This is a genomic window from Rhodobacteraceae bacterium D3-12 (genome assembly GCA_025916135.1).
In the GTDB taxonomy this organism is placed as follows: Bacteria; Pseudomonadota; Alphaproteobacteria; order Rhodobacterales; family Rhodobacteraceae; genus JAKGBX01.
The window spans coordinates 885,168-905,611 of the sequence record CP104793.1; the positions used below are offsets into that span (position 1 = coordinate 885,168).

22 protein-coding genes and 3 pseudogenes are annotated in these 20,444 nt (G+C 55.1%); 14 read left to right on the forward strand and 11 right to left on the reverse strand.

Features of this window, described 5'->3' with window-relative positions; translation table 11 throughout:
• The first annotated feature begins 10 nt into the window (after positions 1–10).
• The 6 genes from N4R57_04410 (at position 11) to N4R57_04435 (ending at position 4,456) form a co-directional block, all read left to right on the forward strand.
• A complete protein-coding gene (locus N4R57_04410) occupies positions 11–544 on the forward strand; it encodes a hypothetical protein (GenBank protein UYV38338.1) in 534 nt (177 codons plus the stop codon).
• Between the two features lie 672 nt (positions 545–1,216).
• A complete protein-coding gene (locus N4R57_04415) occupies positions 1,217–1,504 on the forward strand; it encodes a co-chaperone GroES (protein ID UYV38339.1) in 288 nt (95 codons plus the stop codon).
• Positions 1,505–1,548: 44 nt separating this feature from the next.
• Complete coding sequence (groL, locus tag N4R57_04420) at positions 1,549–3,192, forward strand: chaperonin GroEL (GenBank protein ID UYV38340.1); 1,644 nt, start codon at positions 1,549–1,551, stop codon at positions 3,190–3,192.
• Positions 3,193–3,527: 335 nt separating this feature from the next.
• Complete coding sequence (locus N4R57_04425; GenBank protein ID UYV38341.1) at positions 3,528–3,716, forward strand: hypothetical protein; 189 nt, start codon at positions 3,528–3,530, stop codon at positions 3,714–3,716.
• 96 nt (positions 3,717–3,812) lie between these two features.
• Positions 3,813–4,076 (forward strand): hypothetical protein, encoded by a 264-nt coding sequence (locus N4R57_04430; GenBank protein UYV38342.1) that lies wholly within the window; start codon positions 3,813–3,815, stop codon positions 4,074–4,076.
• A 23-nt stretch (positions 4,077–4,099) separates the two neighbouring features.
• A complete protein-coding gene (locus N4R57_04435; protein ID UYV38343.1) occupies positions 4,100–4,456 on the forward strand; it encodes an SPW repeat protein in 357 nt (118 codons plus the stop codon).
• Between the two features lie 184 nt (positions 4,457–4,640).
• Here the strand turns inward: N4R57_04435 and N4R57_04440 are convergent.
• Together N4R57_04440 and N4R57_04445 are read right to left on the reverse strand one after the other, a co-directional pair.
• Positions 4,641–5,992 (reverse strand): IS3 family transposase gene (locus N4R57_04440; GenBank protein UYV38344.1). Its coding sequence is split into 2 segments (ribosomal slippage): positions 4,641–5,656 and positions 5,656–5,992, totalling 1,353 coding nucleotides; the frame shifts between segments, so codons are not numbered across the junction.
• A gap of 92 nt (positions 5,993–6,084) precedes the next feature.
• Positions 6,085–6,609, reverse strand: coding sequence for an AAA family ATPase (locus N4R57_04445; GenBank protein UYV38345.1), 525 nt, complete (start codon positions 6,607–6,609; stop codon positions 6,085–6,087).
• A gap of 219 nt (positions 6,610–6,828) precedes the next feature.
• Here N4R57_04445 and N4R57_04450 point away from each other — a divergent pair, with 219 nt between their 5' ends.
• The 7 genes and pseudogenes from N4R57_04450 (at position 6,829) to N4R57_04480 (ending at position 11,668) form a co-directional block, all read left to right on the forward strand.
• Positions 6,829–7,170: a metalloregulator ArsR/SmtB family transcription factor gene (locus N4R57_04450; GenBank protein UYV39506.1), complete on the forward strand. Its 342-nt coding sequence runs from the start codon at positions 6,829–6,831 to the stop codon at positions 7,168–7,170.
• Positions 7,167–7,634, forward strand: coding sequence for an SRPBCC family protein (locus N4R57_04455; GenBank protein ID UYV38346.1), 468 nt, complete (start codon positions 7,167–7,169; stop codon positions 7,632–7,634). The genes N4R57_04450 and N4R57_04455 overlap by 4 nt, the downstream gene beginning before the upstream one ends.
• 95 nt (positions 7,635–7,729) lie before the next feature.
• A complete protein-coding gene (locus tag N4R57_04460; GenBank protein UYV38347.1) occupies positions 7,730–8,149 on the forward strand; it encodes a lactoylglutathione lyase in 420 nt (139 codons plus the stop codon).
• Positions 8,146–8,628, forward strand: a pseudogene (locus N4R57_04465) (VOC family protein). Before N4R57_04460 ends, N4R57_04465 begins: the two are co-directional and overlap by 4 nt.
• A gap of 197 nt (positions 8,629–8,825) precedes the next feature.
• Positions 8,826–9,922, forward strand: a protein-coding gene (locus N4R57_04470; GenBank protein ID UYV38348.1) for an IS3 family transposase whose coding sequence is annotated in 2 segments (ribosomal slippage) — positions 8,826–9,075 and positions 9,075–9,922 — 1,098 coding nt in all. Because the reading frame shifts where the segments join, the coding sequence is not laid out codon by codon here.
• Positions 9,923–9,986: 64 nt separating this feature from the next.
• Positions 9,987–10,127 (forward strand): annotated as a pseudogene (locus N4R57_04475) (IS3 family transposase).
• A 20-nt stretch (positions 10,128–10,147) separates the two neighbouring features.
• Complete coding sequence (locus N4R57_04480; GenBank protein ID UYV38349.1) at positions 10,148–11,668, forward strand: hypothetical protein; 1,521 nt, start codon at positions 10,148–10,150, stop codon at positions 11,666–11,668.
• A gap of 487 nt (positions 11,669–12,155) precedes the next feature.
• Here the strand turns inward: N4R57_04480 and N4R57_04485 are convergent, their stop codons facing one another.
• The 9 genes and pseudogenes from N4R57_04485 to N4R57_04525 form a co-directional block, all read right to left on the reverse strand.
• On the reverse strand, positions 12,156–12,788 hold the full coding sequence (locus N4R57_04485; GenBank protein ID UYV38350.1) for a tyrosine-type recombinase/integrase: 633 nt from the start codon (positions 12,786–12,788) through the stop codon (positions 12,156–12,158).
• Positions 12,789–12,930: 142 nt separating this feature from the next.
• A complete protein-coding gene (locus N4R57_04490; protein UYV38351.1) occupies positions 12,931–13,701 on the reverse strand; it encodes a CPBP family intramembrane metalloprotease in 771 nt (256 codons plus the stop codon).
• A 58-nt stretch (positions 13,702–13,759) separates the two neighbouring features.
• Positions 13,760–14,314, reverse strand: coding sequence for a TetR/AcrR family transcriptional regulator (locus tag N4R57_04495; protein UYV38352.1), 555 nt, complete (start codon positions 14,312–14,314; stop codon positions 13,760–13,762).
• A gap of 413 nt (positions 14,315–14,727) precedes the next feature.
• Positions 14,728–15,459, reverse strand: a complete 732-nt coding sequence (locus tag N4R57_04500) for an SDR family NAD(P)-dependent oxidoreductase (protein ID UYV38353.1) — start codon at positions 15,457–15,459, stop codon at positions 14,728–14,730.
• A gap of 60 nt (positions 15,460–15,519) precedes the next feature.
• A protein-coding gene (locus N4R57_04505) for an IS3 family transposase (GenBank protein UYV38354.1) occupies positions 15,520–16,871 on the reverse strand; the annotation gives its coding sequence in 2 pieces (ribosomal slippage) (positions 15,520–16,535 and positions 16,535–16,871; 1,353 coding nt in all).
• Between the two features lie 81 nt (positions 16,872–16,952).
• Positions 16,953–17,042: pseudogene (locus tag N4R57_04510) on the reverse strand (SDR family NAD(P)-dependent oxidoreductase).
• Positions 17,043–17,052: 10 nt separating this feature from the next.
• Positions 17,053–18,015, reverse strand: a complete 963-nt coding sequence (locus N4R57_04515; protein UYV38355.1) for an LLM class oxidoreductase — start codon at positions 18,013–18,015, stop codon at positions 17,053–17,055.
• Positions 18,016–18,067: 52 nt separating this feature from the next.
• A complete protein-coding gene (locus tag N4R57_04520) occupies positions 18,068–18,346 on the reverse strand; it encodes a DUF1330 domain-containing protein (GenBank protein ID UYV38356.1) in 279 nt (92 codons plus the stop codon).
• A 58-nt stretch (positions 18,347–18,404) separates the two neighbouring features.
• Positions 18,405–19,415 carry a zinc-binding alcohol dehydrogenase family protein gene (locus N4R57_04525; protein UYV38357.1) on the reverse strand — a complete coding sequence of 337 codons (1,011 nt, stop codon included), beginning with the start codon at positions 19,413–19,415 and terminating at the stop codon, positions 18,405–18,407.
• A 108-nt stretch (positions 19,416–19,523) separates the two neighbouring features.
• On the opposite strand from N4R57_04525, the gene N4R57_04530 reads away from it, so the two are divergent.
• Positions 19,524–20,429: a LysR family transcriptional regulator gene (locus N4R57_04530; GenBank protein ID UYV38358.1), complete on the forward strand. Its 906-nt coding sequence runs from the start codon at positions 19,524–19,526 to the stop codon at positions 20,427–20,429.
• The last annotated feature ends 15 nt before the right edge of the window (positions 20,430–20,444 follow it).

Consider the following 20,444-nt stretch of genomic DNA (forward strand, 5'->3'; position numbering starts at 1 on the left):
GATCACGCCAATGGAAGAACTGACGAGCAAGACCGTTGCGGTTTTTTCCCGACCGTTCACCGTTCCAGGCTTTGATGAGACGCTCCCGGCGGGAGAGTACGAGACCGAAACGGAGTTGGTTTCACCCTCGGATCAACAGAATCCTGCAGCCTGGAAAGCTTCAGTCCTGGTGAAACTTCATCCCCGGACATCGCATCCGGGGCTTGCGCGGTCTCTGACCCTTTCCCTTGCCGATCTGGACTATGCCCGCGCCAGGGACAAGTTGACGGGCAGAGCGTTGTCCGACTTCTTCCTCGAGGAAATGCTGGCTGATCCGATGGTGCGCCTCGTTATGGAGGCCGACGGGGTCTCTGCGGCACATATGCGGCATCTCTATTCGGCACACCGAACGCCCCAGTCTGACAGGGATGTTCTGGACCGGAACCCGGCGCGACAAGGTGCACGTGACATTGCGTCAATCCATGCTGCTGAAAACGAGGGCATGCCTCCACGACCGACAGGGGCGATGGCTATGCGCACGGAAGTCAGCTCGGATTTGACATGATCGCGAACAAAACTTCGGTCGATGTAGCGTTGCCGGACATCGCCCGCGGAAGGGCCTTTGGCGACGTAATTCGAGAGCGTCCCTGTCTGAGATGCGATGCTGTCTTTCGGAGTGAAGGCGTTGGAGAACGGCTCTGTCGGCGCTGAAAGGGGTTGAAAGCCTGGCGGAACGCCGTTCCCGTCAGCCCTAGTGGTGCATCTCGTCGCCGCTGATCCCCGCAGGCGCGCGGCGTCTTCTCAGTAACGTACTGGACCCGTCAATTCGGCCTGTCTAGACATCGGTCGCATCACGCCGACTGATGTCTTATGGGGCGTAGAGGGTCGGGAACTTCCCCACCGTCACAGAAAATGCAGACGGCTCTATCACAAGGGCAGCTCTATCATTCGCCTGCGCCCAAGAAACCCAATCAAGAAAAGCCGAAGGTCTCTGCCACAGCCAACTCCATTGCAGGAAAGCCTGCGCTGGCGATTGGTGGGAAAAGGGTGAAGTAAGGCAGGTTTCAAGGTCGGCAATTCCTGACGGACATACCTCAAAGGAAATATAGTTCCGTTCACTATTGTAGAGATCTGTCGGGATAGCCATTTTTCATACACTGGCACTCAGGTGTGGCGAGTGCCAATGTGTCCCTACGCATGCCACCCTTATTCGGAAATCTCGAAAAGGAGCATTTCCATGAAGTTTACTCCATTACATGACCGTGTCTTGGTCCACCGTATTGAAGGCGAAGAAAAGACCTCGGGCGGTCTGATCATCCCTGACAATGCAAAAGAAAAACCGCAGGAAGGCGAAGTCGTATCCGTCGGTGCCGGTGCAAAAGACGATGCCGGCGCGCGTATCGCAATGGACGTCAAAGCTGGCGACAAAATTCTGTTCGGCAAATGGTCGGGCACTGAAATTATGATTGATAGCGAAGAGCTGATGATCATGAAGGAGAGCGACATCTTAGGCATTATGGCCTGAACGACGCGTCCCCATTCACACATCTTTCATTTAGGAATACCGACATGTCTGCAAAAGACGTCAAATTCGGCACGGACTCCCGTGACCGCATGCTCAAGGGCATCAATACGCTCGCCAACGCTGTCAAGGTCACGCTTGGCCCCAAGGGCCGAAACGTGGTTCTCGACAAGTCCTATGGCGCGCCACGCATCACCAAGGACGGTGTTACGGTCGCCAAGGAAATCGAACTCTCGGATGCGTTCGAGAACATGGGCGCACAGCTCGTTAAAGATGTTGCATCGCGCACAAATGACGAGGCTGGCGACGGTACGACCACCGCGACAGTACTGGCGCAAGCAATTGTGAAAGAAGGTATGATATCAGTCGCAGCGGGCATGAACCCGATGGACCTTAAGCGCGGCATCGACAAAGCGGTCACCGCCGTTGTTGCCGAGGTCAAGGCAATGTCACGGCCAGTGGGCGATACGGCCGAGATCGCCATAGTCGGCACAATCTCCGCAAACGGTGAGGCTGCTGTCGGTCAGCAAATCGCGGACGCGATGGCCAAGGTCGGCAACGAAGGCGTCATCACCGTCGAAGAGAACAAAGGGCTGGAGACCGAGACCGAAGTGGTCAAGGGCATGCAGTTCGATCGTGGCTATCTCAGCCCGTATTTCATCACAGATACCGCCAAGATGACTGCGACCCTGGAGGACTGCGTCATCCTCTTGCACGAAAAGAAGCTGACGTCTCTGGCCCCCATGGTGCCCTTGCTTGAGGCTGTCATGCAGGCGAACAAGCAGCTCTTGGTGATGGCCGAGGACATTGATGGCGAAGCGATCGCAACCCTTGTGGTAAACAAGCTGCGCGGTGGCCTGAAAGTGGCCGGTGTCAAAGCACCTGGTTTTGGGGATCGCCGCAAAGCGATGCTGGAAGATCTTGCCGTCCTGACGGGCGGCCAAGTGATTTCCGAAGAAATGGGCATCAAGCTCGAAAATGTCACGATGGACATGCTTGGCGATGCCAAAAAGATCACAATCACCAAGGACACAACAACTGTGATCGACGGCGCAGGCGACAAAGAAGCTATCGCTTCGCGTGTCACCCAAATCCGCGCCCAGATCGAAGAGACCACCTCAGATTACGACAAGGAAAAACTGCAGGAGCGGCTGGCCAAATTGGCGGGCGGCGTTGCGGTGATCAAAGTTGGTGGTGCGACCGAGATCGAAGTGAAAGAGCGTAAGGACCGGGTTGATGACGCCTTGAACGCAACACGTGCAGCTGTCCAAGAAGGCGTCGTACCAGGCGGTGGCGTTGCATTTGTCCATGCGGGCAAGGTTCTGGAAGGTCTAAAAGGTGACAACGCGGATCAGGATGCGGGTATCAAGATCATCCGCAAAGCTCTTCAGGCACCGTTGCGCCAGATCGCTGAAAACGCCGGTGTCGATGGCTCAGTCGTTGCTGGAAAAGTAATTGAGAACACCAGCAAGACGTTCGGTTATGATGCGCAGCTGGACCAGTACGGCGACATGTTGAAGGCCGGTGTCATTGATCCAACCAAGGTCGTTAGGATCGCGCTTGAATACGCGGCATCGGTTGCGGGCCTACTGGTCACCACTGAAGCGATGGTGGCTGACAAACCTGTCAAGTCCGGCGGCCATAGTATGTCCGGCATGGAAAGCATGGGTGGTATGGGCGGCATGATGTAGGAACGAATTTCTGCTCGCGGCATTGGCACCACACTTTATGAGCTGCGAGCAGCATATTTCTGAAAACGGCTCGCACCAGCGACCCGGCTTTTGGGGTCGCTCTGCCCCCTGAGCAGGTCATGTCTGAAGGCTCCGCTTTCTGACGTTAAATTGCTCCAAGCTGATCTGTGTAAGCGTCGAAAATTGGAATGTAAGCTAGCTAGAGAATGCCTGCTGAAAATTCAGCAGGAAGTGTGTTGTCGAGTTTTTAAGCGGCGCGCAAGTGGCAGTTCCCTAAAAAGAAATTCCTCTTTCGCGCGCCGCTCTTTCTCGAAGTGCCTAGGAAAGGACACCCAATGAAACTCAACCCCAATACCATCTCGGAAAAGATGAAGTCCGTTAAAGCCAGCTGTGGAGGCGCACCCTTCGGTGAAAAACGAACGCAGGCCTGGAGGCATTACAACGCTGCTGAGGCCGCGCACAAAGCGAATGACGACATCAAGACGAAATACGAACTCGACGCTGCCAGTAAAGCCCTTGCGTAATCAAAAACGGCCGCGTGAAAACGCGGGCCAGTTTGAGCAAATGCAGAATGCAATACGCCGGGGCCTGAACCGCAATCCATGATGGATTGCCTTACCTTGATTGGAAAAAACGTGAAAAATGTAACTCTCGTAGCTGCCCTCATGACATCCGTCGCATTTTCCGCCAACGCAATGTCTGCCGAAATTGATACTGACGGCGACGGCATGGCATCCTTCGCTGAACTTCAAGTTTCATATCCTGAACTCACCGAGGAAGTGTTCAGCGACATCGACACAGATGGTGATGGGCTCGTCAACGACGAGGAAATGGCTATCGCCGTCGAGCTTGGCAATCTCGCGGATCCTGAAACCGACTCCTAAAACCAAAGGTTGGAGTATGAGCTATGCAAAATCGTGAAGCTTTCAGATGGACCTTCACAGCTTCAGGGCTTTGGCTCATCTTGTCGCCATTCATGCTTCTTGGCGGCCAATCGGCTCTTGGCAATGCCCTCGTTGGCGATGCAGGACTGCTCATTCTCTCGGGGCTTCTGGCTTTGACCGTAGCGGGTTACGGCCTCAACAAGCATTACCTGGTCCAGACCTATCTGGGAGTGTCCTACGGTTTGATTTTGGTAGCGGCGCCTTGGCTGTTCGGATTCACCGAACCTATGACCGCCTGGAATGCCGGCGTCGTCGGAACGGCTTTGGTTCTGGCGGGCCTTTATGTGGTGTTGCAGAAAACGCCGAAATGTCACGCATAGTGAAAAACACTGTGTGGGGCGGCAAACGCCCCACACTTCCAATCGTTGTCCTTGCCAATACTACTCACCCTGCATCTCTTCCGAAGATGGCTATTTGAGGTGCCCCTAGATTGTCAGTCGTCATATAAAATGGGACATCAGAGCGGCTTGAACATTGGAGGCTCTGGTTCGGTTGCGTGATTGATTATGCGGCTTGTTTTTGATGTTGCAAGCGGCGTTGTCGGATCGTCAGTTTCTTGATCTTCTCCCTTTCTCTCAGAATGGCTTTGTCCCGTCCAAAGTAGACGTCGGCGGGTGTGACGTTATTCAGGCTCTCGTGGTAGCGCTGGTTGTTGTAGTAGTCGACGAAGGCCCCGATCTGTCGCTCGAGATCACCGGGCAGGTAGTAATTCTCCAGCAGAACACGGTTCTTCATGGTCTGATGCCATCGTTCTATTTTGCCTTGGGTTTGCGGGTGGAATGGCGCTCCGCGAACGTGGTCCATCTTCTGATCCTCCAGCCATTTGGCCAGATCGCCAGAGATGTAACAGGATCCGTTGTCGCTGAGCAGACGGGGTTTGTGTCGGACCACGGCCTGGTCGCAGCCCGATGCCTGAAGCGCCAGCTCGATCGTGCTGGTCACATCCTCGGCCCGCATGTTCGTGCAGAGCTTCCAGGCGATGATGTAGCGGCTGTAGTCGTCGAGGATGGTGGACAGGTAATACCAGCCCCAGCCAATGATCTTGAAGTAGGTGAAGTCAGTCTGCCACATCTGGTTGATGGCGGTGGTCTTGTCCGTGAACTCATCGGCGGCCTTGATCACCACGTAGTCCGGCGCAGTAATCAGATCAGCGGCTTTCAGGATGCGGTAAACCGATGATTCAGAGACAAAATATCGCTTCTCATCGGTATATTTAACGGCCAGCTCGCGTGTGGTCAGTGCCTCATGCTCCAACGCAAACTCGATCAGATCGTCACGGCGGATATCAGGGATGCGGTTCCAGACCGACTTTGGACGTGGCGAACGATCTGCCAAGGCATCCAAGCCACCTTCGACATATCGGTCATACCATCGGTAAAATGTGGTGCGCGGGATGCCCAGCATATCAAGGGTCTTCTTGGTTGGCAGATGCGACCCTTCAACTGTGCGAATGATCTCCAACTTCTCGGTTGCTGGATACCTCATTCCTCGAACTCCCCAGCCCCTGTCATGCTTTTTTTGAGCAGACGGTTTTCCAAGGTGAGGTCGGCCACGCATTCCTTCAGGGCCATGGCCTCAGATCTCAACTCCTTCACCTCAGGCGATGTCGCTTGACGCGCCGTGTCGCCGGAAAGACGACGCTTTCCAGCCTCAAGGAATTCCTTCGACCAAGTGTAATACAGGCTGTCAGAAATACCCTCGCGGCGACATAACGCCGAGATGCTTTCCTCCCCGCGCAATCCGGCCAAAACAATGCGGATCTTCTCCTCCGCCGAGTAGGTCTGGCGGGTCTTGCGGCGGATGTTTTTGACCAGCTTGTCAGCTGCGCCTTTCGATGTTCCGGGCTTCTTGTTCATCTTCGCTCCTTAAAGGCTACGATGAACCAGAAACCCTCCGTTATTCAAATCCTCATATCTGTCCCATAGGTGCTGACGTCAGACACCCAAACTTACTGCGCTGCAAACCTCAAGCGGTCCATTTCCTTGGCGATCAGAAACGCGCATACGTCAACTGAGTCGAGGGCGGTATCCACGATCAAGCGGTCGCACTGCCACGGCTCAAAGGTTCGTTTGGAAACCTCGTGCCAGTTGGGAACGACAAGCCCGCTGATGTCGCTGACACGCGTCTCGACTCGTTTTCGATGAAGCGCTTTATCGGAACAGATGACTTCGACGTTCAACAAGTGAGCCGCGCCGTTAGAAGCAGTCTTCGTCCATAGTTCTCGTGAAACTCCGACAGGATTGACTGTGTCGGCAATAACGTCGAGGCCAAGCAAAAGGTTGTCTTCCGCGATAGCTGCGAGCGCCAAGTAGCCTGCATCCTCTGCGGGATGAATACATAGGATGCTTCGTTTCAAAGCAGTTTCAACGGAATCTACACGAAGATGAACAGCCGGAGTAAGCGCCGCCAGTTTCCTTGCCAAGGTCGTTTTGCCGACACCGGGAAGTCCGGAAAGAGAAACTAAAATATTCATTACGCGAACCTATCATGGAGGCGGCGCAACCCGCCAGTCGAACGGCAGCAAAGTCCGCTTTGCGAACTTTTATGTGTCGTGCGGCAAACGTCGGCAGTGAGCCCAAACTGTTCGTTCGTCACTGGGCAGCGAATGTCTGCAATTGCTCTCTCATGGCAATGGTTAGGACGTTCCCTAAGTCTTATTGACAACCTTCAGTCTGCAGTGTTACTTAGGTATATGCCTAAGTACGACCCCAACCTCGACCAGTGCTTTTCCGCTCTTGGAGATCCGACGCGGCGCTTGATCCTTCAACGTCTTGCAAGAGGCGAGGCAAGCGTCAGCGAATTGGCTGAGCCGCACGACATGGCGTTGCCGTCATTCATGGAACATCTGAAAAAGTTGGAAGTGGCTGGCCTCGTCACATCAAAAAAGCAGGGGCGAACGCGAACCTGCGAACTAGCACCCGGCGCTTTTGCTCCTGCCAAAGATTGGCTGAGCGAACAAAGCGAGATTTGGGAAGGGCGACTGGACCGCTTTGATGACTACGTCAAAAATCTCATGAAGGAACGCCAAAGATGAAACTTGAACCGGCAACCGATCTGACCTTCACCCGCAAGATCAATGCACCTAAAGAGCTGCTATGGGAGTGCTGGACAACGCCGAGGCACATCAAGAATTTCTTTGTGCCCAAGCCGCATAGCATCGACGCTTGCGAAATCGACCTGCGCGTTGGCGGCAAGTTCAACACGACGATGAATGTCGAAGGCAATCTGATGGAAAATGAGGGTATCATTCTGGAAGTCGTTGATTGCAAGCGCCTTGTTTTCACGGACACCTACAGCGAAGGCTGGAAGCCTGCCGCCGATCCGTTCATGACGGCGATTGTCGAATTCGCAGATGATGGGAAGGGTGGCACTATCTACACCGCGACCGCCCGTCACCGCTCGCCCGAAGCACGCCAGAGCCACGAAGACATGGGCTTTTATGATGGCTGGGGCACCGTCGCGACGCAGCTCGAAGAATACGCCCAGTCTCTCAAATGACTGACAGCGCACATCGCATCTAAGACAGCTTTGGCCGCTAAACCGAGGTACTCTAACAGCAGCCCGGTATTCGGCTGCACGGAAAGGACGCCACAATGCCAAAGATGATTTTCGTAAATCTGCCGGTAACCGATTTGCCAAAGGCGATGGCATTCTATCAAGCTATCGGGTTTGAGAATAATCCGCAATTTACCGATGATACAGCGGCTTGTATGGTTTGGAGCGAGGCAGTCTTTGTAATGTTGCTGACCCATGACAAATGGCGCACTTTCACCAAGCGCCCAATACCGCCTGCAACCTCAAGCGAAGTGCTTTTAGCGATTTCTTTCGACGATATAGCTGCCGTTGATACAATACTGGACGCCGCAGCGGCATTTGACGGCGCACCAGATATCAACGCCAAACAGGATTACGGATGGATGTATAGCCGCAGCTTTGCCGATCCGGACGGGCATGTATGGGAGTGCATGTGGATGGATATGGCTGCGGCCGGCGAAAAGGAGGCACAATCATGACTTCTGCCAAAAACACCATTTGCATCTGGTATGACAAAGACGCCGAAGCTGCCGCAAGTTTTTACGCTACTGTTTTCCCGGACAGCGAAGTCACGGCGGTGAATTTCGCGCCTACCGACTATCCGTCGGGCAAGGCTGGTGACGTTTTGACCGTTCAATTCACGGTCGCGGGAGTACACTGTATCGGCCTGAACGGCGGGCCAGCATTCACACAGGATGAGGCGTTTTCGTTTCAGATAGCCACGGACGATTAGGCCGAAACTGACCGTTACTGGAATGCAATCGTCGACAATGACGGGCAAGCAAGTGCCTGTGGCTGGTGCAAGGACAAATGGGGTGTCTCTTGGCAAATCATACCTCGCGTGTTGACCGATGCCATGGCCGCCTGCGGGGACCCAGCGCAACGTGCGTTTGAGGCGATGATGCAGATGGGCAAGATTGACGTGGCCAAAATCGAAGAAGCTTTACGGAACCAGTAACTCTAGCATGTCCACCAAGGCGGACCGCATTTGATTGAAAGAATCTGCTGTGAGCAGACTTTGGCGCAAATGCGGCGAACGGCAACAACGTCTGCTGACCGACGTTCTGGCCGACACGATGCTGCACAATCCACTGACCTGAGCCCCTGAATCTCCTCCAGATTTGTGTAGAGTCCGGCCAACAAAAGGACGGACAAATGAAGGCACGATTTACGGACGAACAGATCATAGCGATGATCAAGGAACAGGAATCTGGCGAGAAGACTGCTGATGTATGTCGGCGGCACGGGATCAGCTCGGCGACGTTCTACAAATACAAATCGAAGTATGGTGGTATGGAGCCGTCTGACGCGAAGCGGTTGCGAGCGTTGGAAGACGAGAACGGCAAGCTGAAGAAGCTGTTGGCAGAACAGATGTTGGACAACGCAATGTTGCGAGACATCAACTCAAAAAAATGGTGACGCCCGCCGTGAAGCGGAAAGCTGTGGCGCACCTGATGGAGCAACATCAGGTCAGCCAGCGGCGGGCGTGTGATGTGCTACAGATTGATCGATCCACGATACGATATCTGTCGCGACGTGGCGATGATGCTGAACTGCGAGATGCCATCAAGCGCGTTTCGAGGGAACGGCGTCGGTTTGGTTGCCGTCGGATCCATGTAATGATTGCGCGAGAAGGCTTTGAGGTGAACCATAAGAAGGTCAGGCGTATCTATCGCGAGGAGAAGCTGCAGGTGCGGCGCAGAGGCGGCAGGAAGCGCGCATTGGGTACAAGAAAGCCGATGGTGCTGCCGGATGGCCCAAACCAACGCTGGAGCTTGGACTTTGTATCTGACGCGCTGACGGATGGTCGCCGCTTCCGCATCTTAGCGGTCGTGGATGATTACAGTCGAGAGAACCTGGTGCTGGTTGCGGACACATCATTGTCGGGCCAACGGGTTGCGCGTGAGCTGGACCGCATCATCGCTGAGCGTGGCATGCCAAAGACGATTGTCTCGGACAATGGAACCGAGTTCACCAGCATGGCGATCCTCAAATGGGTGCAGGATACCGTCATTGATTGGCACTACATCGCGCCAGGCAAGCCCCAGCAGAACGGTTTCATCGAAAGCTTCAACGGCAAACTCAGAGATGAATGCCTCAACGAAACACTGTTCGGCACATTGCTGGATGCAAGACAAATGTTGGAACAATGGCAGGAAGATTACAATTGGCGCAGACCACATTCAGCCTTGGGCAACCTGACACCGATGAAATTTTTGCAGAGAAAGGCAATGGACAAGATGGCGGCTTAACGCCAAAGATTTAACCCTAAGGACTCCGCGCAAAGATGGAGGGAACTTGGGGCGCAGGTCACTCACACGCGACGCTGCAAGGCAGGACGTGTTCGATTACATCGAGATGTTTTACAACCCGACACGCAAGCACACAAACAATGGCATGCTGTCACCGGTTGACTATGAAATGAAACAGCAGAAAATGAATGAGGCAGGCGTCTAGGAAACTAAGGGCACCTCACGTTGCTCCTTGGCGCGCAATCGCATTCGAGTAAAGGATTACAGAAGTTAGCTAACCACTTTCCACAAATCCCGGGCAAGGTCAGTATTAGTGCGTGTCGCAGTCGTCGGGGAAGGAAATTCCCTGCTTGCTTTAAAGAAGTCTTCACATTTCCCAAGCGGAAAGGTGGCTTTGAGAAATACCTCTCCTCCGGTAAATATGTAACCGGCGCTTTGAGTCTAAGCGCTGAATTGTTTGTTCGTTTCGAGGAGAAGTCCATGCAAAACCATGAGTACTCCGGCGCGGCGAGTGGCGTACCGCGCACTCTAAGTGGCGCACTGTCAATCATTGTCGCGATTGCTACTGTCCTCGCACTCGCCTTCCTGCTTGCCCGGCCCGCTGGCGCCCAGGATATCGCAGATCTCAAGGCCAGGCTAGCCAATGTCGGCTGCTACAAAGGCGAGCCACCCTATGACGATAAACTGACCCTGAAATTCCGCACCGGTGTACGATGCATCAAAAAGAAGATTGGCCAGGACCCGACTGGAGAAATCACGCCCGAGGTGGTGGATTATCTCGCCCGCGTATCAGCGGAAATCCCACCCAGAGAGGTGATGATTCTCGGCGTGAGCGAGTGGATGATCGAACGCCTCTTGAAGGAAGCCATCGAAGTTACCCATGCCGCCCCGACTGTCTACGCTGGCCCTGTCCTAGAGGGTGTGCGCGCCTCCCAGCTTCTCAATCGAATCTATCTCGGACAATTTGCCAACATCCCTGCGGCGCAACGTGGCGAAGTAGGCGCAGCCTACGCGGCTCTTCTGATAGAGCACAATGCCATGGTGCGTCGTTACGGGCCGGACTGCGTCTACCCTGGCGACACAGAGTACCAGCTGACTCAAACACAAAACAGTCGCACAGCCTTCGCAATAGGTACGACCGAGCACTACGAGCAACGCTTCTTTGCCCCCCGATCGCATGAGCAGACCGCTCGGATCAGCTTTTCTGCAGTAGGCATAACCCCAGGCATCAATATTATGCAGGACATGCTGAAAGTCGTTAATCGTGAGGGGTGTCGAAGCTCTCGAACGGCACTCTTGCGCGAAAACCTCTATAGGTATCTTGCGCGCATGGAGCCTTCAAGTATTGCTCAAATGAAGGTTCGCTACCCCCAACCTGAGCCTATTATGCAGGCAGCCGGCGGTGCAGGCCTCCCTAAAGACGCTCAATCCTTCAGTACTTCCTGTCTTCTGGGTCGGAGAACGGTCACGGGGCATGGTACCGCATTGAAACTTGCCGCCTTTTGCATCTGCTTTGAGCGGCACCTGCGCGCTGTTGATAACTCAGGGGCCGACATCTCCAAGGTTTATGGTCACCTCGAGGCAAACTGGGCTTCAGGATATGATCGCTACCGATCGGAGAAGCTGGTTAAATCGATCGGCTCGACCTGCGGTAAGGCCCCCAATGAGGAGGATTATGAAAATGGGAAACGCCTGCTAGGGAAGCGAGGTATCCCCCTCAATGTGGGGACGCTCGGAATCCGGTAGTCCGGACTTATTTACCGTGTTAAGTGTAGCAAGTGACTGGTCGCTCGCCTACCAACCGATGGAGTTCGCGCTCGCGACGAAAACCAAGCTCGCGAGGCGAATGATAGAAATGTCGGCGTGGCCGACGTTTAGGGGAAAAACCTCGCTGGAAGCCGACATAAAATGCTCTTTGGGAGGTTCCGCTTCGCAGCGATGAGCTCTTCACCGAAGGTCCGGTTCGGGCCGCCGTCGCTGTGTGGATGGCTTTCGGTTGAGATTCTTGTCCCCTCAATACTTCAAGGCCGGCTAAATCATACAGAATATGACTTTCTGTAGCGGACTTTCGTGCTCGGCGCAGCGAAGGCTAACTCTGTCTGCGCAGTGTGAGTTCAGCCATCGCCTGAGTTTGCGGCCGCAGCGAACGGCTGGTTCGGTGGGCCGCACCGCAGCGGTGTGATCGCAAGGTGAAAGTCCGCACTGGGCCGCCAGCGACGACGACCTGAAGTTGTTAGATTTCAATGGCCTCGGCGATTGCTAGCGCGTCTTCGAGTTCGACGCCCAAGTACCGGACTGTGCTGTCCATCTTGGTGTGACCAAGCAGAAGCTGAACCGCTCGCAAGTTGCCAGTCTTCTTGTAGATCTGGGTTACCTTTGTTCGCCTCATCGAATGCGTGCCGTAGGCACTCGCCTCTAATCCGATTGAAGTGACCCAATCGCGAACGATCCGCGCGTACTGGCGAGTCGAGATATGAAGACGCTCATGGAAGCGGCCCTGCCAAAGGTACTCTGAGCCGACCATGAGTTCATGCTCCATCCACTTCTCGACCGAGGCTCTTGCGCCCTCGGATATCTCAAAGCGCACCGGTTTTTGCGTTTTGCTTTGCAACACGGAAGCCCGTTCTTTGATCTGACCAGATGCCATGACGTCGACGACTTTCATCTTCACCAGGTCGCAGCCTCGAAGTTTGCTGTCGATCGCCATGTTGAACAGCGCGAGGTCGCGATGATTTTCTGCCAGTTCAAGGCGAACACGGATTGCCCAGACATGCTTTGGCTTCAGCGGTCGTTTCTGACCGACGATGCGGCCTTTGTTCCATGCAGGGCGAAGTGCGCGAATGGCTGGTAGGTTTGGTGTTTCCATGACTGATCCTCCGATCCGCCATGCCCTCCACAACGACAACCCGACGTTGACGAGGGACTTTATCACAGGATTGCTGCGTTGCCTCTGAGGTCGGCTCTGAGCCCGATGTGACGGATGCTGCGTGGGGCACGAAGGGCAGCTTTCAAACATCCGGCCACCTCAGGCTGGACTGACTGGTTTTAAGGAACACCAATCCGACCGCAATTACGGCGATGACGGAGTATGGCAATAAGCTGGAACTGAACCACGCATTTGGATCCCGGAACCCTGCGAATATGGCCAGGTTTGCTGCTAAGTTTACGGTGAGATGGATCAGGATCGCAGGCAAAATGGAGCCGCCTGATAGGGTGTAGGCCGCACCAATGATGACAGCATAGCACATCACATGCCCCGCATAGAGCGGCAATTCAATCTGGGCATGCGGTGAATCAATCGTCCAAAGCGGCAAATGCCAAACAAACCAGATCGCGCCAACCAGTAGCGACGCCGTCAGCCATCCGATATTTGGATTGAGGCGGTCCTGGAAGTATCCGCGCCAGCCAAGCTCTTCGCCGAGCGGTCCGAGGATCAGGTTAAATCCGATCACTGCCACAAGAAGGGCGGCACCGAGATTTGTTGTCCCTTCTGGCGCAAAGGGGCGCATCACCAGAAAAAGAACCAGCGGCGCGAGAACAAGAGCCCAGGCGGATGCCGGGACAGTCGAGACTTTCACCACCCGTCCTAACAAGTCCATCAGTTCACCATCCCGCAGACTAAGCAAAATGGCCGCCAGCGACGGGCCCCAGACCATGATCAACCAAAATGGAAGACCGATTGCACTTTCTGGTGATCGTGCGGCGGGTATGAAGAAAATGCAGGCAAATCCTGCAAGAGAAATGGCAAAGGTAAGTGCCAGAAATTGTAGGAATATCATGAAGATGACGCCTTCTGCTTGAGGTCCAAAAGGATCGGATTGAGTTCTTCGGGAGATTTCAGCAGAGGTGCCAAAGCCTCCAGCGAAGTGGCAGTAAAACCGGCAGCTTGAGCGCTTGACCAATGTCCCAGGGAATGACCTCGCGCCGGTTAATAAGTGCGTTAATTGTTAGAAATAATTCTACCACGTGTTCGACGTTGATGTCATCGCGGACAAAATTTGTCATACGGGCAAGCAACGCGTCTTTTAGGACGACCGAGAAAGCCTGCTCAAGTGCGAAAAGGTAATCCAGTTTGTCTTCCAGAGTCTGGAGGGCCGAGACAACGCCCGCATCGCCGCCAAGGTGGCTCGATCCATTCAAAAGAAGAACTAGTATCGGTGAAGCTTCTTTGTCGTTGAGTGCATCGGCAAGGCCTCCAACCTCTTCACGGACAAGTGCATCCAGCACCGCACGCTTATTCGAGAAATGGTGATACAGCCCGCCGCGGGAGATCCCGCAGGCAAGACGGATGTCCTCCATCTCAGTCTTGGCCAGCCCCTGTTCTACGACGATCTGGCGGGCCTTCTTCAGGATTTCATCTCGTCGCTCGGACTTTGATAGGCGTGTTCGCATGCGAGTCAATTACCGACACGTGTCGGTAAGGTCAATGGCATAATGTGAGCATGCCCCGCAAACCCAACCGCCCTTTGGCGGCATCAGGCAAATTAGCGCAATGATTGCGGCCGAAATTTAAGACTGTTTTCGTTGGGGTCCTCGCAAATGCAGCCATTGGCGCAGCCGCAGCGAAGGCACACTCTGTCCCGCGATTTGTGAGTTCGGACGTGACTTATATTTGCTCTAGCGGCGAATGACCGCAAAGCGGGCTGCTACCGCAGCACTGATAGATGTCGGTCAACGGCAGGAAAGGGCCGTTCTTGTCGTCAGGGATAGCGTCTAATGATCAGAATGCTGCGGGTTGCACGAATGGCGAAAATGCCGAAATCCAATCCCTCCGCCCCTCGCTTAGGCCGTTAGGCGGAAATAACTCAGCTTCCGTTCTGTTTCTCTCCAATCTGTGCATCGATGATCGCAACAAAACGCGTAACCGTCCCCACATCGTCGGCATCTGAATGTGGGGCTGCGAAACGCCCGCTATCATTGTCGAAATACTGCCCCGATGCGCGTGTGAACTCATCTGACAGGGCCGCACGGCACAAGATGTCGACCCCAATACTCAGGTCATTGCCGGATGTGCCGAACCCCTCGCGCACCATCTTGGTGGCCAGAAGAGAACCAGGGTTGACCGCAACCGAAACTGGCCCGTCGGGGTGTTTCGATGCAAAGTCTTGACTCCACATCGTCAGGGCCAGCTTGCTTTGGGCGTAGGCCTCCATGTCTTGTAGGGGTCGTTTGCCCGCCATCGCGTCCTCATCGATCGGCGCTTGGGCTGCAGAGGAAAGATGCACAAAGCGGCCGTCTCTTGGGACCACGGGCAACAGAAGGGTCGAGAGCAACGCAGGCGCATAGGTATTCACGACAAACCGGACATCCATACCGTCGCTCAAACGCGGCGTAGATGTTTTGAAAACACCTGCATTGTTGGTCACCACATCAATCCGGCTTTCGGCCCGCACCAGATCGCGCGCCATTTGCGCGATTTGGGACAGGTCCGACATATCGGCCTGAATGGTAGTTAGGTTCGCGCCAATCTCAGCTTTCAGCTCTGCAAGCTTCTCAGCATTGCGGCCATGCGCAATAACCGTATTGTCAGTCGTCATATAAAATGGGACATCAGAGCGGCTTGAACATTGGAGGCTCTGGTTCGGTTGCGTGATTGATTATGCGGCTTGTTTTTGATGTTGCAAGCGGCGTTGTCGGATCGTCAGTTTCTTGATCTTCTCCCTTTCTCTCAGAATGGCTTTGTCCCGTCCAAAGTAGACGTCGGCGGGTGTGACGTTATTCAGGCTCTCGTGGTAGCGCTGGTTGTTGTAGTAGTCGACGAAGGCCCCGATCTGTCGCTCGAGATCACCGGGCAGGTAGTAATTCTCCAGCAGAACACGGTTCTTCATGGTCTGATGCCATCGTTCTATTTTGCCTTGGGTTTGCGGGTGGAATGGCGCTCCGCGAACGTGGTCCATCTTCTGATCCTCCAGCCATTTGGCCAGATCGCCAGAGATGTAACAGGATCCGTTGTCGCTGAGCAGACGGGGTTTGTGTCGGACCACGGCCTGGTCGCAGCCCGATGCCTGAAGCGCCAGCTCGATCGTGCTGGTCACATCCTCGGCCCGCATGTTCGTGCAGAGCTTCCAGGCGATGATGTAGCGGCTGTAGTCGTCGAGGATGGTGGACAGGTAATACCAGCCCCAGCCAATGATCTTGAAGTAGGTGAAGTCAGTCTGCCACATCTGGTTGATGGCGGTGGTCTTGTCCGTGAACTCATCGGCGGCCTTGATCACCACGTAGTCCGGCGCAGTAATCAGATCAGCGGCTTTCAGGATGCGGTAAACCGATGATTCAGAGACAAAATATCGCTTCTCATCGGTATATTTAACGGCCAGCTCGCGTGTGGTCAGTGCCTCATGCTCCAACGCAAACTCGATCAGATCGTCACGGCGGATATCAGGGATGCGGTTCCAGACCGACTTTGGACGTGGCGAACGATCTGCCAAGGCATCCAAGCCACCTTCGACATATCGGTCATACCATCGGTAAAATGTGGTGCGCGGGATGCCCAGCATATCAAGGGTCTTCTTGGTTGGCAGATGCGACCCTTCAACTGTGCGAATGATCTCCAACTTCTCGGTTGCTGGATACCTCATTCCTCGAACTCCCCAGCCCCTGTCATGCTTTTTTTGAGCAGACGGTTTTCCAAGGTGAGGTCGGCCACGCATTCCTTCAGGGCCATGGCCTCAGATCTCAACTCCTTCACCTCAGGCGATGTCGCTTGACGCGCCGTGTCGCCGGAAAGACGACGCTTTCCAGCCTCAAGGAATTCCTTCGACCAAGTGTAATACAGGCTGTCAGAAATACCCTCGCGGCGACATAACGCCGAGATGCTTTCCTCCCCGCGCAATCCGGCCAAAACAATGCGGATCTTCTCCTCCGCCGAGTAGGTCTGGCGGGTCTTGCGGCGGATGTTTTTGACCAGCTTGTCAGCTGCGCCTTTCGATGTTCCGGGCTTCTTGTTCATCTTCGCTCCTTAAAGGCTACGATGAACCAGAAACCCTCCGTTATTCAAATCCTCATATCTGTCCCATAGGTGCTGACGTCAGACAACCGTATGTCCCTGGTTCGCCAATGCGATTGCAGTTGCGCGGCCAAGGCCATCGGTCGCGCCGGTGATGAGAATCGTCTTTGTCATGATCTAATCCTTATTTAAAAACCGGCAGGACATGCTCTGCCAAAGCCTCGAAGGTTTTCTTAACGGGGGTGGTGCTGAACCGCAGATTGAGTGCAACATGGTTCACTCCGATCTGTTCGAGTTGTTGAAGATACTGCACCAACACGCCATGCCCAGACCGGAAGCCGAGGTGGATGGGGCTGGGCGGCTCGTCGGGGTTATCGGCAAGATCAATATAGAGCGGTTGCAACACAGGTTTCGGTGCCTGTCCAAGATCGGCCAATTGTGTCCGCCAATCCTGCAACACGCGATCCTGCGCCACACCGGGGCGGGGATAGGTCATCCAGCCGTCGCCATGTTGCGCAATCCAGTCCGGCGATTGGCGGCTTGAGCCTGTGATCAACATTGGCAGCTTTGTGCCTGCCGGTTTGGGCAACATCTCGATGGAGGGGTCGACCTTGCCAAAGCGGTTGTCAATCTGTGCAGCGGACGCGCCCATCGCGCGAATGTACTCAAAGCTTTCGCGGAAAGCGTCGCCGCGCCCGTCGAAATCGCGGTTCATAGCGGGGTATTCTTCGGGGCGATCGCCAGAGGCCACGCCAAGGATCAACCGCCCGCCTGACAGCACATCGGCAGTTGCCGCGGCTTTGGCCACATGGGCGGGGTGGCGCAAAGGCAAGATGATACTGGCAACGCCCAAAGCGATATCGGTTGTCGTCGCGGCGAGATAGCCAAGATACGCAAAGGGATCAAATAGCTGCCCAGCATCGCCAAAGCTGGGAACGTTGAACGGCACATCGCGTAACCAGACGGCTTTGAAGCCAAGCTTTTCGGCCTGCTGAACACGGCTCAGATGGTCGGCCATATCCGGCACGGGGCTGCTTGCGTATTGCGCGATCGGGACCACAAGCCCGACACTCAACCGACCGTTCTGAAACGTCGCATTGTAGCCGCGGTTGATTTGCTCGAAGAAGGTCTGGGTGTCGTCGCGCATGGGGGCTCTCCCTCAAAATGCGCCGCCCCTTGAGAGGGACGGCGCGGATGCTTTAGGCAAGATCGTCTTTGCCCTCGATTAGGTAGTGGTGGCCCACTGATCCGGCCGTGCGTGCAGCGAGGTGGGGTGCATAAGCCTCATCAGCTATGAAAGCTTGTGCAGCTTCCTTGGATTGCCATTTGATAATGATGCGCAGACCCGCTTCTTGAGCTTCGCCGTCCACCTGCTTGTGGCTTATGGTGCGGGCTATGTATTTGCCGCCGTACGCGGCGACGCGCTCATTGGCAGTCGGCAGGTAGTCGGGGATCCACACATCGTCGGTCGGGGTCATGTCGAGACCAGAGTAACAAGCCATTTTGGTTTTCCTCTCAAGGGTCGGTTAGGTTTGGTCAAGAGGACAGTCCGGGAAGGACCTGTTTGCCGATTACGCGACCACTTTCCTGACGCTTGTGCGCCTCGGTCAGCGTGTCCACCGTCAGCGCCTCGGCGCGTTCGGTGACCGTGGATTGGAGGGCGCCCGCATCGATCATTTGCGATACGCGGTTCAATAGATCGCGCTGCGCGGTGATGTCATCAGTGGCGAACATCGAACGGGTGAACATGAATTCCCAAGAGATCGTCAGCGCCTTTGGTTTTGCGATTGAGATATCGAGGTTTGCAGGGTCGTCGATTAGCGCGATGTGGCCGCGCGGCGCGATCAAATCAATGATAGCGGGCCAATGCTGATCCGTGGCTGTCAGTGCGGCAACATAGGTTGGCGCGAGGCCCAGATCCTTAATTTGCGCCGCCAGATCGCCGCGGTGGTTGACCACATGATCCGCACCCATCTTGCGCACCCAGTCTTCGGTTTCGGGGCGCGATGCCGTCGCGATAACGGTCAGGCTGGTAAGCGTCTTGGCAAGCTGGATCAGGATCGAGCCGACGCCGCCCGCGCCACCGATCACCAAGAGGCTCTGGCCTTCGCCTTGGTCTTCAACCAGACGGAAACTGTCGAACAGCATTTCCCAAGCAGTGATGGAGGTTAGCGGAAGGCCCGCGCTTTCTACGAAATCGAGAGACGCCGGTTTCTTGCCGACAATGCGTTCGTCAACGGCGTGGAACTCTGCATTTGTACCGTCGCGGGTTACATCGCCCGCATAAAACACCTCGTCGCCGACCGCGTAGCCCGTGACGTCAGAGCCGATTTCTGCAACCGTGCCTGCCGCGTCATATCCCAAAATACCGTGATCGCCCTCGGGGGCACGCGCCTCGCGCAATTTGACGTCAACGGGATTGACCGAGATGCCCTTAACCGCGACCAGAATATCGTGTGCGCCAAGGGTCGGCTTATCCCGATCAAACAGGCTCAAGGCACCTGCGCCGTCGATAGGACCGTTTTGTGTGTAGCCGATAGATATCATGTTCAATGCTCCAAAATGCTGCGTTACTGACAGCATATCACCATGATTTCTTATAGAAACGGCGCAAATATTATTTCAGAATTCCGACTATTGATATAATTGGGATGTATGGACACAGACGCCCTTCGCCTTTTCGTCGCCGCTGCTGAACGGCTGAACATCACCGCCGCTGGCCGCGATCTTGGCCTTGCCCCTGCTATGGCAAGCAATCGCCTTGCGAAGCTTGAGCGGGAACTGGGCACGGAGCTATTGCATCGCACCACGCGCAAGATCTCGGTCAGTCAGGAGGGGGCGGCGTTCTTGCCCTATGCGCGGGAGGTTCTGGCCCAAGTCGATGCCGGCCGTGCCGCCTTGGGCGCGGGCACCCTGCACCCAAGCGGCAGACTGCGGTTCGCGGCCCCCAGCAGCTTTGCCCAGCTGCATATCATTCCGATCCTGCCGGAGTTTCAATCGCGCTACCCCGATATCACACTGGATCTCAGGCTCTCGGATACACGCCAAGACATTATCGAAGGCAGCTTCGATCTGGCCCTGCGCAACGCGCCGCTCGAAGACAGCAGCCTTATGGGGCGCAAACTGGCAGATGACACGCGCATTTTATGTGCATCGCCTGCCTACATCGAGGAGTTCGGCCATCCACTGACGCCTGATGCTCTCGACGCCTACCGCTTCCTATCGTGGTCGAACATGGCCCCGCGACAGATCATGCATGTCGATGGCAAAACTGCTGTGGTCGATCCCGCAAAAATGATGTGTCGGACGATCCTTGACGATGGAACATCTCAACGGCTGGCGACACTGGCGGGGATGGGGATCTCGATAAACTCACTCTGGAGCGTGGCGCAAGACCTTGAGACGGGACGTTTGCTTCGCGTGCTGCCGGACTGGCGCTTGAATGACCAATCAGTGCTTTGGTTGATCTATCCCAAGTCGAATGTTCTGACGCCAAAAGTCAGGTGCTTTATGGACTTTTTGATTAACCAACTGGACGTGGCGAAGCTGACGGGTGGGTAATTCCTTAATCCTTGC